Origin of the sequence: Rhizobium sp. 32-5/1 (assembly GCF_029537235.1) — a bacterium.
Classification (GTDB): domain Bacteria; phylum Pseudomonadota; class Alphaproteobacteria; order Rhizobiales; family Rhizobiaceae; genus Pararhizobium.
This window is the reverse complement of sequence record NZ_CP120638.1, coordinates 4168474-4181958: the sequence shown is the minus strand read 5'-3', so window position 1 is coordinate 4181958 and position 13485 is coordinate 4168474. Positions and strand designations below refer to the sequence as shown.

Sequence of the window (13485 nt, the reverse complement as noted above, 5' to 3'; positions counted from 1 at the left end):
GCGAAAGGACAGCGGGATAGGTGGACCATAGTTAGTGAAACTTAATATTTCCGCAATGAATACTGCATTTTACGGCAACGGGCGCAAACAGGGCGTGTATTATTAGATGCGAATAAAGGGATGTTTCCAGCCCTGGTCGCCGATCACACAAAACGACGCCGCAGACGGGATAAGCGTTGCATAAAATCCCATCCGATGCTTTACAGTTGGGCAAATCATCCGCATTACGAATGCCTATCCGCCTGTTTTACAGGCAATGGAGCAGGCATATATAACGCTTCGGCGGACCAGGAAAAAATGCAATCTTCCGCCAATCTGCGCGGCGCGATCTTCATGTGCCTCGCGATGGCAGGCTTCACCTGCAACGACGCGCTGGTCAAATCGGTCACGGGCGAAATGAACGTCGGCCAGATCATGCTGGTCCGCGGTTTCCTGACATCCCTCCTGGTGCTGGCGCTGGCCTGGCATTTCGGCGCAATGCGGTCGATCACCTTGCTTAGGAAACCGGCTATCGCCCTTCGCATCGTCGCGGAAGTCGGCGCCTCCATCACCTATATCAATGCGCTCGGGCAGATCCCGCTGGCAAACGCGTCCGCCATTCTTCAGGCCCTGCCGCTTGCCGTAACGCTGGGGGCCGCCCTTTTCCTCTCGGAGCCCGTCGGCTGGCGGCGTTGGCTCGCCATCCTGGTCGGTTTTCTCGGCGTGCTGATCATATTGCGGCCGGGGCCTGAGGGCTTCACCATAGCCGCGCTGAATGTCGTTGCCTCCGTCTTCTGTGCCGCCATCCGCGATCTTTGCACCCGCCGCATCGATCCGGCGGTGCCGTCGCTGTTCATCTCCGTCATCACTGCCGTGGTCATCACCCTGACCGGCGCGGTCATGGTCGTGCCGCTTGGCGGCTGGCAGCCGATGAGCCTCGTCTCCTTTGGTCACCTGGCCGCCGCCAGCCTGCTTCTTTTGGTCGGCTACCAGTGCATCGTGCTGGCCATGCGCAATGGCGAGATCGCCATCATCGCCCCGTTCCGCTATACCAGCCTGATCTGGTCGATTGGCATCGGCATACTGTTCTTTGCAGAAAAACCGGATGTCTGGATGATAACAGGCATCGTGGTGATCGTCGCATCCGGCCTTTATACCTTCGCCCGCGAAAACAAGCGCCGCGTCGAGGCGGTCGCCCAGCGATCAGTCCCCGAATCGCCGAAATAGCCCATACCGCCGAAATAGAGTGCATCTAGCATGATCCAGCCCCGCTTTCTCGACCGAAGAACACCGCCGCACATCGTGACGCTGGTGCTGATTGCCGGCCTGAGCGCGCTCAACATGAACATGTTCCTGCCGGCTTTGCCCGCTATGGCGGCCGATTTCGGCGCAAACTACGCGACGATCCAGCTCGCCATTTCAGGCTATCTCGCCGGCACCGCGGTCCTGCAGCTGATCATCGGCCCTTTGTCGGATCGCTACGGCCGCCGGCCGGTCCTCCTGTCGGGCGTCGGTCTATTTCTCCTGGCGACACTGGTCTGTATTGCGGCCACATCGATCGAGGTTTTCCTCATCGGCCGCATGCTGCAGACGACGCTGATCGCCGGCCTCGTTCTATCCCGGGCTATTGTGCGCGACATGGTGCCGATGGAGGAAGCAGCCTCAATGATCGGTTATGTGACGATGGGCATGACCATCGTGCCGATGATCGGCCCCGTCCTTGGGGGCGTGCTCAGCGATCTCTTCGGCTGGCAGGCCAATTTCGTCGCGATCCTCGTCTTCGGCCTGCTGGTCATGGGCGTCGTCTGGCTCGATCTCAAGGAAACCAATGACAGCCCATCCGAGAGTTTCGCGGCACAATTTAGGGCCTATCCGGAGTTACTCTCTTCCGGCGCCTTCTGGGGTTACACGCTGACGACGACCTTCGCATCCGGCGTGTTTTTCGCCTTTCTCGGTGGAGCGCCCTTCGTCGGCAGCACGCTGCTCGGCATGTCGCCGACGGCGCTCGGCCTCTATTTCTGCTTCACGGCCTTCGGCTACATGGTGGGCAATTTCCTGTCCGGCCGCTACGCTCGCCGGATCGGCACCGGCACCATGATGCTGCTGGGCGGGTTCATCACGCTTGCCGGCATTTCCATAACCGCAGCCTTGTTTCTCGCGGGCTTTGAATTTGCCCTCGCCTTCTTCGCGCCAATGTTTTTCGTCGGCGCCGGCAATGGTATCAGCCTGCCGAGCGCCAATGCCGGCATCGTCAGCGTCCGCCCGCATCTGGCCGGCTCAGCGTCCGGTCTCGGCGGTGCCCTGACAATCGGCGGCGGTGCGCTGCTGTCGGCGGTGGCCGGCAGCATTCTCACGGTAGAAACCGGCATTTTCCCGCTTTTGGCCGTGATGGCAGCGGCAAGCCTTGCCGGCATTATCGCGACCCTGTCGATCATCGGCGCCGACAGGCGTTTGCGAACGAGACTTGCGGAGCAGCAGGGATGAGAACCAGCGCGATACCATCAGCGACAGACTTTCCCGCAGTGATCATCGCCGGTGGCCTGTCTTCACGCATGGGGCAGGACAAATCAGCCCTCCCGCTGGGCACTCTGTCGATGATCGAGCGGATCATCGAGCGGCTCAAGCCCCAGGTGGCGCACATCAGCGTCAACAGCAATGCCGTCCCACCGCTTCTCTTGCCCCAAGGTGTCACAAGCTTCCCGGACAGCGTCGCAGGTCGCCTCGGCCCGCTTGCAGGCGTCCTGTCGGCGCTGCGCCATACAAGCCTCGCGCATCCCGACAAGGAAGCCGTGATCACGGTACCGACCGATACGCCGTTCTTTCCGACGGACCTCGTATCAAGACTTGTCGCCGCCAGGAAGCGAAATGACGAAATCGCCATCGCCCACACCAGCGGCACCATGCACCCGATCTTCGGCCTCTGGCCGGTGGCCATCGCCGACGATCTCGAGGATTTTCTCCTGTCCGATGACAAGCGCCGTGTCCGCAGCTTCATCGCCAGACATCCGATGGTATCAGTGGAATTTCCTGTTATCGAGACCAAAGCCGGGCCGTTCGACCTGTTCTACAACATCAACACGCCTGCGGATCATGCCGAGGCCGAACGCTGGCTCGCTTTGCTGGAGACGGAAACACCATGACGGCGCCAAGGATTTTCGGCATTGCCGGCTGGAAGAATTCAGGCAAGACGGGCCTTGCCGTACGTCTCGTCACGGAACTGACCCGTCGCGGCTACCGCGTCTCGACCATCAAGCACGCCCATCATGATTTCGACATCGACAAGGTCGGCGCCGACAGCTTTCGCCACCGCGAGGCCGGCGCGCATGAGGTCACGATCGTCTCCGGCACGCGTTATGCCATCATGCACGAACTACGCGGCGGCCCCGAGCCAAGCTTCGAGGAAATCCTTTCCAGGCTGGCCCCTTGCGATCTCGTCCTGATCGAAGGCTACAAGCGCGAGCCCATCCCAAAAATCGAAGCCCGCCGGCTGGACGCAAAAACCGCGAGCCGCTAGCACCGACGGACCCGCATATCGCCGCGATCGCAGCCGACCACGCTGTTACCGACAGCCACCTGCCGATCTTCGACCTCGACGACACCAGTGCCATCGCCGATTTCGTCGAACGGGTCACAGGGCTGGCCAAGTCGTAAAAAAACCGCCGGATTGCTCCGGCGGCATGTTCTTTCGGATAGGGCTTTGATCAGTTCGCCTGGGCAACCGGGCGCACAAGAGCGGTAACGCGACGAATGGTGACACGGCGGTTCTGCTGCTCGGCAACCTGCGTCTTCACCTTCAGATACCGCTCGCCATAACCCTGCGTGACGAGATTTTCCGGCGGAATGCCGTAGACCTCGGTCAGGAGTTCGGCGACCGATTCCGCCCGCTGGTCAGACAGGACCAGATTGGGCTGATCCTTGCCTACGGCGTCCGTGTGGCCCTCTATCAGGAAGGTCTCGCCCTGATCCTTTTCAAGCACCTCGCTGATGGCTGTCGCCACCTTGCGCAGGGTCTTTGCCTGGGCAAGCGGCACTTCCGCACTGCCGGACGCAAAGGTGATCGTGTCCAGATCGATGCGGCGCACCTTGTCGCGGATACGGGCCGAATACTTCACCTCGTCGATCGAATAGACGCGCTCGACCTGTTCGACCGGCGGCTCGGCCAGGAAGTCGTAATAGTCGCGGTCCGGGTCGCTCGATGTGTCGATGATATAGTCGCGAACCGGAATGCGCAGGCGCATCGGCGGCAGTTCGTAGCCAATGTCCCGGATCCGCGGCGGACGGTCCGTCTCTGGTTCCGGCGCATAGACCATCAGGTACTCTTCACCGTCACGACTGATGCGCGAGCGTTGGATGATGTCGCCGTATCGATCGTACACCGTCACAAGACGGCCGCCACCTGGACGAACAATCGTTTCGCGAACCCGACCGCGCGAAAGCTCTTCGTAGAAGCTCTCTTCCGAGTCCCTGCGCAGTCGCGGACGATCATCGTTGCGGATGATGATCTGGTTGTCGACACTGAGAACCGTGCGATTGTCGATTTGCTCCTGAACGACCACGTTCGTCACGTTGTTGGTTACCGTGTTGTTGTTCACGGTATTGTTGACGACGGTATTGTTGACAGTATTGTTTTCGACATTGGTCACGCCGGGCGTCGCAAAGGTCGGCGCGGCGTCGAGCTTCTCGCCTTCTTCTGTGATTCCGGCCTGAATCGCGGCTGGCTCGACTGTGGTCAGCTTCGCCTGTGCATCGGCGTCCGTGGTCGGAGGCGCAACGACCTCTTCCTCGCTACGCTGGCTTTCACGCAGTTTCTTGCGCTCATCGCGGGCCGTCTGGCCGCCAGCATTGTCGGCATCCTTGTCGCTGTCGAGAACGGCAGCGCCGTCTTCGATCGGAAGCACGATCGTCTCGTCGGTCTGTGCCGGGTCGGCAGCAATTTCCTGTTTCTGTTCCGGCGTGGTCGTATCGACAATCTCTGGCACGGGCACAGGCTGAGCCGGTGTTTCCGTCGTCGTCTGCTGCTGCTCAGCTGCGGGGTCGATCGGCTGCTGGTCAGCCGTCGCCGGCTGCTCTCCGGTCGCCGGCGGCTGACCTTCAACAACAGGCTGCTCAGCAGTTGCAGGCGGCTGGCCCTCGACGACGGGCTGTTCGCCGGTTGCCGGCTGCTCTGCCGTTGCCGGCTGTTCAGTGGTGGTCGGAGCCGGCTGCTGCTCCTGCGCTTTCAGCGCGTCTTCGGCAGCCTTTTGTTCGGCGGCGGCGGCCGCATCGTCAGCAGCCTTCTTTTCAGCAGCCTGCTTCTCAGCCGAAGCGGCATCCTCGGCAGCCTTCTGTTCGCCGGCCTGCTGTTCAGCGGCAGCGGCAGCGGCCGCAGCTGCGGCGTCCTCGGCAGCTTTTGTTCCAAAGCCTGTTGTTCGGTGGCAGCAGCCGCAGCCGCAGCATCTTCTGCAGCCTTCTGGTCCGATGCCTGTTGTTCAGCGGCAGCAGCCGCAGTTGCAGCGTCCTCGGCTGCTTTTTGTTCCAAAGCCTGTTGTTCGGCCGCAGCTGCGTCTTCTGCGGCCTTCTGCTCTGCAGCCTGCTGTTCGGCGGCGGCAGCCGCATCCTCTGCAGCCTTCTGCTCAGCCCCAGCCGCTGCCGCGGCAGCATCCTCGGCAGCCTTCTGCTCAGCGGCAGCCGCATCCTCGGCGGCCTTCTGCTGTTGGAGAAGCAGCAATTCCTCTTCGGTCGGCTGCGCTTCGCCCTGCGGCGCTTCTTCAGCCTGTGCGACCTCGAAGGAGGAGGCAAGATTTGCAGCCATTGCCGGCTCAAAAACCATCGATGCCGCCAATACGGGCATAGCAACGGTAGCGAATAGTCTGGATCGGATAGTCATGTCTGTCTCCTCCTTGGAGAGGTCTTGTCTCTATTCCCATCGGCCGCCCGCTGCCGAATGGTGCGGGCAGCGAATCGTGGGATTTCAGTCAAAGTTCCCTGCGGTACCTAGCGGAACCGCGATTAACTCGTGATGAACGGCGCATTCATCCTGCACAACACATAGAGGCCGTCTTGCAGCCGGCGAGGCCTGCGATGTCACGACATGAAGTTTCGGTGGTGTTTTGTGGGTTTCCTGTTGATTTTCTCCGGCAATGCGTAGGAATATCGCCGCAGACCGGCACAAGAATGCCCGGCATACCGGATATCCGCAAAAAACAAGAAAACGGATGTCCGCCAACAGAGAGGATGAACATGCGTATTTCCAAACGTCTGGCAGTCGCCGCTTCGGCTGCCGTTTTCGCGCTCATGGCCGGAACCGCCATGGCTGAAGGCGAAAAAATCGTGATCGGCACGGAAGGTGCCTACCCGCCCTTCAACAATCTTGAAGCGGACGGCACACTGACCGGCTTCGACATCGACATCGCCAAGGCGCTCTGCACCGAGATGAAGGCCGAATGCACCTTCGTCACCCAGGATTGGGACGGCATCATTCCGGCTCTGCTCTCCAAGAAGTTCGATGCGATCATCGCCTCGATGTCGATCACGCCCGAGCGCCAGGAAAAGGTCGATTTCAGCGAAAAATATTACAACACCGGCCCGGCGATCGTCGTACCGAAGGATCTGACCATCACCGATGCCACGGCTGAAGGCTTGGCCGGAAAGACGCTCGGCGCGCAGTCGTCGACGACACATTCCAACTATGCCGAAGCCTATTTCAAGGATTCCGAGCTGAAGCTCTACCCGACGCCGGACGAATACAAGCTCGATGTCGCCAATGGCCGCGTCGATGCCGTCATTGATGACGTCGTGGTCCTCTCCTCATGGCTGAAGACCGAAGACGGCGCCTGCTGCAAGATCCTGAAGGCGCTGACGCCCGATCCGAAGATCAACGGCGTTGGTGCCGGCATCGCGGTACGCAAGGGCGAAACTGCGCTGGCGGACAAGTTCAGCGCCGCCATCAAGGCTATCCGCGCCAACGGCGAATACAAGAAGATCAACGACAAGTATTTCGACTTCGACGTCTACGGCGGCTGATTTTCAGCACTTTCGAAAATGCGATGGCGGAAGGCTTGCCCTTCCGCCGTTTTTGTTTGACAAAAGGCCACAACAACAAGCGAGCCGAAAAGGCCGTGCAGGGGAAAACAGACATATGCAGGCTGCGTTTGCCGCCCTATCGTCGATCGTGTCGTGGATTGCCGCGATCGTTGATCCGCTTTGTGGTCCGATCGGAATTTTTCGGCTCTTTGCGTCAGAAACGCTGCTGTCCTGCGGCGATGTCGGCTGGGGCGACGAGATCGCATTTGGCTTTCTGATCACCGCCAGCCTGGCACTCTGCACCCTGCCGATCGGCCTGTTTCTCGGCTTCTTCATCGCGCTTGCCAAGCAGTCCGAGGAAAAATCGCTGCGGCTGGCGACCAACATCTACACCACCATCTTCCGCGGCCTGCCGGAACTGCTGACGCTGTTCATCGTCTATTACGGCCTGCAGATCCTCGCCCAGCAGTTCATGGCGGGCATCGGCTATGAAGGTCCCGTCGAGATCAATGCCTTTGTTGCCGGCATGATCGCGCTCGGCGTCGTCTTTTCCGCCTATTGTTCCGAGGTCCTTCTCTCCGCCTTCAAGGCAATCCCCGTGGCCAATACGAGGCGGGCGATGCGCTCGGGCTGCATCGGGGCAAGACCATGCGGCTGATCATCCTGCCGCAACTGGTGCGCATCGCGCTGCCCGGCCTTGGAAATCTCTGGATGGCGCTTCTGAAGGATACAGCTCTGGTCTCCGTCATCGGCCTGCCCGACATCCTGCGCCAGACCGGTGTTGCCGCCCGCGTCACGAAACACGCCTTTGAATTCTTTTCGCTCGCGTGCCTGCTCTTCCTGATCCTGGCAATGGCCTCCTCGCTGGTCTTTTCCGCGCTCGAACGCTGGACGAAACGCTCGGAGGTCGCACGATGAGCCATCGCGAAACCATGCTTCCCGCCCTTCCCGCCCCGCCCGAGGCCCTGCGCCGCTTCACCGCGTCGCGCCTGATCGGCAACATCGCGCTCGGTATCTGGCTTGCCGCCTCCGTCGGCATCTTCCTATTCGTGGTCGAGAGCTGGAGCGTCGAAAAGCTCACCAAATACGGCCCGAGCTTTATCTCCGGTCTCGGCGTCACGCTGACGCTCGTCAGCATCTCCGTCGTGCTGGGCGGCATCCTGTCGCTGCCGCTGGCATACGCCCGCATGACGAAGAACAAGGCCCTGTCCTGGATCGCCTATATCTACGTCTATTTCTTCCGCGGCACGCCGTTGATCACTCAGTTGTTCCTCGTCTACTACGGTTTCGGCAGCTTCCGCCCCTATCTCGAGGCTGTCGGCCTCTGGACCCTGTTCCGCGACGCCTGGTTCTGCGCGCTGTTGACGTTCACGCTGAACACCGCCGCCTACCAGGCCGAAATCCTGCGCGGCGCCATCCAGAGCGTGCCGCGCGGCCAGCACGAAGGGGCAGCGGCTCTCGGCCTGCCCAAACGCATCGCCTTCTTCAAGATCATCCTGCCGCAGGCCATGATCGTGGCGCTGCGTCCCTATGGCAACGAGATCATCCTGATGATCAAGGGCTCCGCCATCGTCGCCATCGTCACCGTCTTCGACCTGATGGGCGAAACCCGCCGCGCCTTCTCGCGCACCTACGACTTCCAGATGTACCTCTGGGCCGCCGTCCTCTACCTCATCATGGTCGAAATCCTGCGCAACCTCTGGGCCTGGATCGAAGACCGCCTGACACGGCATTTGAAGCGGTGAACGAACTTGAGCAAAGCGGCAAAGGAGACTTGGCAGCACTCGCCGGGGAAAGCTGCTAATAGATTGAATTTGATGAATAATCATAAATCATCGGCTAGCTTTAACACTTGATTCACCATTCGAGCGCTTCATCATAGGGACCGTCATTCAGCAAAGATGAGGTCCCCATGACGACTGAATTGGAACTGCAGCTTAAGGGTTACGGCCTGACGACCGCACAGATCCTTTATCGCATGCCCGATCACCCGGCTTTCTTGCAAACCTATATCTGGCAGCAGTACGATATCGCGCCGGATTTCCCCGAGATGAAGAGCTTTCTGAAATTCTGGCAGGAAAAGCTCGACGGCCCCCTGCATTCGGTGCGCTATATCCACCGTAAGCTGATTTCGGCCACCGACTGGCGGGCGCTCAAGGGTGAATTCATCCTCAACTGAGCGTTTTTCTGCCACTGCAGACGGCCCTTGGCGTTACAGCGAGACGCATGATCTTCCTCGTCTTCGCGCCACAGGGACTTCGTTCAGACGTGAACGCTGTTCAAACGTGAACATCGCCATGCGCAAACTCACCGTCACCTGGTCTGCGGCGGAAGCAGGCATAGAGCATGACCGCATAAAATACGACCACGGCGCCCAGCACCGGCCAGCCGGAAAGGGTCCAAGCGCCGCGTTCGCAGCGATATCCGTCCATGCCGGCACGGGTACAACGTCAGTTCCCTCCCCTGAAGCTTCGGCGACGTGATCTTCAGCGCCCAGGCCAGAAGCAGGATCATGTACATCCAGCAATAATTTCGCCGCAGCCGGCGACAGGCTGCCTCGCGGTAGGGCATAAGGAATGCGGGTTTGCGAAGGCTCTGGGCGATCGGCTCTGCCCAGTTGAGCGGCATGGTCGATTGTGGGCTGAGCATTTGCGCGAAGTAGCCGCGTTCGAGCTGGCGGACGCGCGCGCGGTAGACGTCGAAGAACCGGTAGCGCCGTGCCTCGATCAGCAACAGCAGCGTCACCAAAAGAATGGCAAACAAAAGGACGCTGTGATGCGATGCCGGAGAGGACAAAGAAACGGAAAGCAGCGCCGCGACGACGGTGATAGCCCAGTTCGAAGTCCTGTCGATACGGTCACGCCAACCGGCCATTCGCGCCATCTCTCCGCGATAATAATGCACCAGAAGCGTTATCGTCTCGCCCTGCGTTGCCGGAAGCGCGGGACTTTTCGGCTCGTTACCCTCCCGTGACAGCGAAAAGATGCTGAACTCCTCTGACATACTGATTTCCTCCCGTATTTTGTTGTTTTTGTGGAATGCCTGCTTTTGCATCATGCGCCTGAAATCCCGGCCTGTTGAATGCTTTTTCACCGCCGTAGGATGTGACACATGGCAAACGACCATTGCCAATTCGGATGCGGCACCTTAAGACGCCGCCATGGACAAGATCGACGAAGAAGCCCTCGCTGAAGCCTATAACCGTGCGCTCGCGCTGGAGAAATCCGGTGATATAGAGGCAGCCGTCAAAGCCTATGAAGAGGTGCTGGCCATCGATCCTGAGGATCACGGCGGCGCGGCCGTGCGCATCGCTTCCATGGGCCGCGGCGAGACGCCGGACAAGGCGCCGGATGCCTATGTCACGACCCTGTTCGATCAGCATGCCGAAGTCTTCGAAGACGTGCTGGTCGAGCAACTCGAATATCACGTGCCGGTTCTGGTGCGCCAGCGCCTCCAGGCGCTCGGCCTTGGGCCTTTCAAGCGCCTGCTCGATCTCGGCTGCGGCACGGGGCTGACCGGCGGCGCGCTGCGCGACATGGTCGATGACATGACCGGTCTCGACCTCTCGGAAAACATGGTCGAGGTCGCCCACGACAAGGACATCTACGAAACGCTCTACGTCGCCGAAGTCGTCGATTTCCTTGAGGACAATGACGATCCGTCCTTCGACTTGATCACGGCCACCGATGTGCTTCCCTATCTGGGTGGCCTGGAAGCGCTGTTCTTCGGTGTCGCCGAAAATTTGGATCCGGGCGGTCTTTTCATCTTCTCCAGCGAGACCCTGCCTGAGGAGACGCTGGCCGGCCGGCGCTTCATGGTCGGTCCGCACCAGCGTTTCGCCCATGCGGACACCTATGTCCGCACCCGCCTCGATGAGACCGGTTTCGATGTGATCGAGATGACCGACATCACCGTCCGCCTCGAAGAGGGCCAGCCGATCGCCGGTCATCTGGTCATTGCACGGTTGCGCGGCTGACCTCTCAGGCGTCGTGCACCTCAGGCGTTTCATACCAGTCGCCCTTGAATTCGGTCAGGATGTTCTTGACGATGCGTTTGCCGGTCGGCCCGTCGATAACGCCGGCAGACACCATCAAGAGGTCGGTACCGATATTGTCCTTGAACAGCCGGCTGCCGCAGGTCGAGCAGAAGCCGCGCCGGGCCTTGTCGCTATAACCCCACCATTGCAGCGTGCCATCCGCCTCGAACTGCACATCGTTGCGCGGCGCCCCGATCACGGCCATATAATTGCCATGGGCCTTGCGGCAATCGCCGCAATGACAGCAGAATACACCGGCCGACTGGGTCGGAATGGAAAATTTGACGCCGCCGCAGCGGCAGGATGCATTCAGTCTTTCAGCCATGGTTTCCTCCTCGTAATTTTTCGGGACCGATCGGAATGGGCCGGTTGCAACGCAGATAACGCCCGGTAAGCGTCTGTCCATGGTAATTTCCGGAATTTCGCTAAACTACGGGCCATACAGTTGCGAAACGCAATCTGCAATTGACGACGCAGTCTTCGATTGCCGCTGGCGTCCGCACTCCACAAAAGCGCATCCAATTTTCTAAACTCAACCATAAGAAGATTTTCGAGATGGAATAGGCGTAGTGCGCGGGTGATTTCGTCGAGTTGGTGATAACCCTCTTCCAAAACGTTCTGGGCATCGATCCCGTTGCCCTAGGCCCTGCCGGTTTGAGCCAACAGAATTGCTTCCGTTCGGAGATGAAACACTCTAAAGCTCGGCTCAAGGGCATTTCAGGAGTCTTCAATGGCAAAGGTTGCATTCATCGGTCTCGGCGTGATGGGCTATCCCATGGCCGGCCATCTCCGCGTCAAGGGTGGTCATGACCTGACCGTCTACAACAGGACGGCGGCCAAGGCGGAAAAATGGGCGGGGCAGTTCGGCGGCAATACAGCCACAACGCCAGCGCAGGCAACCGATGGCGCGGATTTCGTCTTCTGTTGCGTCGGCAATGACGACGACCTGCGTTCCGTCACGACCGGCAAGGACGGCGCTTTCGAGACCTTGAAGGCCGGCGCGATCTTTATCGACAACACCACGGCCTCGGCCGATGTCGCCCGCGAGCTTGATACTGCTGCCACGGCACGCGGCGCGCATTTCATCGATGCCCCGGTCTCCGGCGGACAGGCCGGTGCGGAAAACGGCGTTCTGACGGTGATGTGCGGTGGAAAACCCGATATCTTCGAGCGCGCCAGACCTGTCATCGACGCCTATGCCCGCATGGTTGGCCTGATGGGCCCGGCGGGCTCGGGTCAACTGACAAAGATGGTCAACCAGATCTGCATCGCTGGCCTCGTCCAGGGTCTCGCCGAGGGCATTCATTTCGGCAAGAAGGCCGGCCTCGACATCGAAGCGGTCATCGACGTGATCTCCAAGGGCGCTGCCGGCTCCTGGCAGATGGAAAACCGCCACAAGACGATGAATGCAGGCAAATATGATTTCGGTTTCGCCGTCGACTGGATGCGCAAGGACCTCGACATCGTGTTGTCCGAGGCCCGCCACAACGGCGCGAGCCTGCCGGTCACCGCCCTGGTCGATCAGTTCTACGCCGAAGTCCAGACGCTGGGCGGCAAACGCTGGGATACCTCCTCGCTGCTGGCGCGGCTGGAGAAGCAATAGCCGCTTAGCGCATCAACAGCCAGCTACTCCTCCGGCCGCATGGTTTGCTCCAATGGGAGACCAAGACCAGCCGCAACATAAGTGGCGACGCGCCGGTCAAACGCGTTGTCGGGATGAATGTCGTTTCGCGTGATCCTGCCGCCGCTTGTTTCCAAAACAAGACGAGCACCGTCCGAACTGTTGTCGAAGATCATGACAGTATCACTGATCGACAGGCAGGCGGACAGATTGCGAAACGCAATCTCGTACCGCCGTCGGATGATGACTTCCGGGATATCATGTCCACCTCTGGAAACGCGCTGCTGTACGCGCTTGACGTGCAGATCCGGCGACATCAGGGCCACGAAAATCAGAAGCGTTTCGTATCCGGCGTCGCGAGCCCGCTTCAACAGGTTGACAGAATGATGACTGCTGAGCGTCGTCTCATATAAGAAGTCGATCCTGGCGCTTAAGAGCCGCTCCAGTTCCCCCAAAACGATACGCCCAGCGCGTGACGCACGCACAGCTGCGTCGGCGATGCTCAATCCGCGTGCGACCTCGTCGGCGTTGACAAAGACACCGGGGAAATCGAGATTTTTGTAGATGGTGGATTTCCCAGCGCCGTTTGGACCGGCAAGAAAAATGCAGAAGGGTTTAGGCCCATTCATTCAGCGGCATCAGCCATGCCGGCAACGGGCGTCAGAACTGTTTGACCGTTTGGTCGTTCCTCGATCAAGCCCTTCTTGCCCGACGGATCCACATAGTAAGAAGACACCCCGTCTGCACGCGCCTCGGCGCGCTCTTGCAGGCCCATTTTGGCCAGCTTGCGAAGCTTTCCATGGACGGCAGCGACGAGATTGGGCCGCGGAGATGTGTTCGTCATGCT

Annotated in this window: 12 protein-coding genes and 4 pseudogenes; 10 read left to right on the top strand and 6 right to left on the bottom strand. The window is 60.0% G+C overall.

All coding sequences use genetic code 11. The annotated features are described in order from the left end of the window. The first annotated feature begins 297 nt into the window (after positions 1-297). The 4 genes and pseudogenes from P6U16_RS20985 (at position 298) to mobB (ending at position 3630) form a co-directional block, all read left to right on the top strand. Positions 298-1206: a DMT family transporter gene (locus P6U16_RS20985; protein WP_277702068.1), complete on the top strand. Its 909-nt coding sequence runs from the start codon at positions 298-300 to the stop codon at positions 1204-1206. A gap of 30 nt (positions 1207-1236) precedes the next feature. Continuing rightward, the gene (locus P6U16_RS20980) at positions 1237-2463 is read left to right on the top strand and encodes a multidrug effflux MFS transporter (protein WP_277702067.1); all 1227 of its coding nucleotides are present in this window, start codon (positions 1237-1239) and stop codon (positions 2461-2463) included. Further along, entirely contained in the window at positions 2460-3119 is a 660-nt protein-coding gene (gene mobA, locus P6U16_RS20975; RefSeq protein ID WP_277702066.1) for a molybdenum cofactor guanylyltransferase MobA, read from the top strand. The genes P6U16_RS20980 and mobA overlap by 4 nt, the downstream gene beginning before the upstream one ends. Beyond that, positions 3116-3630, top strand: a pseudogene (mobB, locus tag P6U16_RS20970) (molybdopterin-guanine dinucleotide biosynthesis protein B). Before mobA ends, mobB begins: the two are co-directional and overlap by 4 nt. A 50-nt stretch (positions 3631-3680) precedes the next feature. On the opposite strand, the pseudogene P6U16_RS20965 reads toward mobB, so the two are convergent. Next, positions 3681-5845 (bottom strand): annotated as a pseudogene (locus tag P6U16_RS20965) (OmpA family protein). 145 nt (positions 5846-5990) lie between these two features. Then, positions 5991-6200 (bottom strand): hypothetical protein, encoded by a 210-nt coding sequence (locus P6U16_RS20960; RefSeq protein WP_277702065.1) that lies wholly within the window; start codon positions 6198-6200, stop codon positions 5991-5993. On the opposite strand from P6U16_RS20960, the gene P6U16_RS20955 reads away from it, so the two are divergent. The 4 genes and pseudogenes from P6U16_RS20955 (at position 6199) to P6U16_RS20940 (ending at position 9160) form a co-directional block, all read left to right on the top strand. Next, positions 6199-6981 (top strand): ABC transporter substrate-binding protein, encoded by a 783-nt coding sequence (locus P6U16_RS20955; protein WP_277702064.1) that lies wholly within the window; start codon positions 6199-6201, stop codon positions 6979-6981. The two genes, P6U16_RS20960 and P6U16_RS20955, sit on opposite strands and share 2 nt — an antisense overlap. Before the next feature lie 115 nt (positions 6982-7096). Beyond that, positions 7097-7899, top strand: a pseudogene (locus tag P6U16_RS20950) (ABC transporter permease). Beyond that, entirely contained in the window at positions 7896-8726 is an 831-nt protein-coding gene (locus P6U16_RS20945; protein WP_277702063.1) for an ABC transporter permease, read from the top strand. Before P6U16_RS20950 ends, P6U16_RS20945 begins: the two are co-directional and overlap by 4 nt. Positions 8727-8893: 167 nt before the next feature. Next, positions 8894-9160, top strand: a complete 267-nt coding sequence (locus P6U16_RS20940; RefSeq protein WP_277702062.1) for an usg protein — start codon at positions 8894-8896, stop codon at positions 9158-9160. A gap of 100 nt (positions 9161-9260) precedes the next feature. Here the strand turns inward: P6U16_RS20940 and P6U16_RS20935 are convergent. Beyond that, positions 9261-9984: pseudogene (locus P6U16_RS20935) on the bottom strand (DUF2270 domain-containing protein). Positions 9985-10141: 157 nt separating this feature from the next. Here P6U16_RS20935 and P6U16_RS20930 point away from each other — a divergent pair. Continuing rightward, the gene (locus P6U16_RS20930) at positions 10142-10957 is read left to right on the top strand and encodes a methyltransferase (RefSeq protein ID WP_277702061.1); all 816 of its coding nucleotides are present in this window, start codon (positions 10142-10144) and stop codon (positions 10955-10957) included. 4 nt (positions 10958-10961) lie between these two features. Here P6U16_RS20930 and P6U16_RS20925 read toward each other — a convergent pair whose 3' ends face one another. Then, entirely contained in the window at positions 10962-11342 is a 381-nt protein-coding gene (locus P6U16_RS20925) for a GFA family protein (RefSeq protein WP_277702060.1), read from the bottom strand. 405 nt (positions 11343-11747) lie between these two features. Between P6U16_RS20925 and P6U16_RS20920 the strand changes: the two genes are divergently transcribed. After that, positions 11748-12620, top strand: a complete 873-nt coding sequence (locus P6U16_RS20920) for an NAD(P)-dependent oxidoreductase (RefSeq protein ID WP_277702059.1) — start codon at positions 11748-11750, stop codon at positions 12618-12620. A 23-nt stretch (positions 12621-12643) separates the two neighbouring features. Here P6U16_RS20920 and P6U16_RS20915 read toward each other — a convergent pair whose 3' ends face one another. After that, positions 12644-13267 carry a zeta toxin family protein gene (locus P6U16_RS20915; protein WP_277702058.1) on the bottom strand — a complete coding sequence of 208 codons (624 nt, stop codon included), beginning with the start codon at positions 13265-13267 and terminating at the stop codon, positions 12644-12646. Further along, a complete protein-coding gene (locus tag P6U16_RS20910; RefSeq protein ID WP_277702057.1) occupies positions 13264-13482 on the bottom strand; it encodes a hypothetical protein in 219 nt (72 codons plus the stop codon). The genes P6U16_RS20915 and P6U16_RS20910 overlap by 4 nt, the downstream gene beginning before the upstream one ends. Positions 13483-13485: the final 3 nt, after the last annotated feature.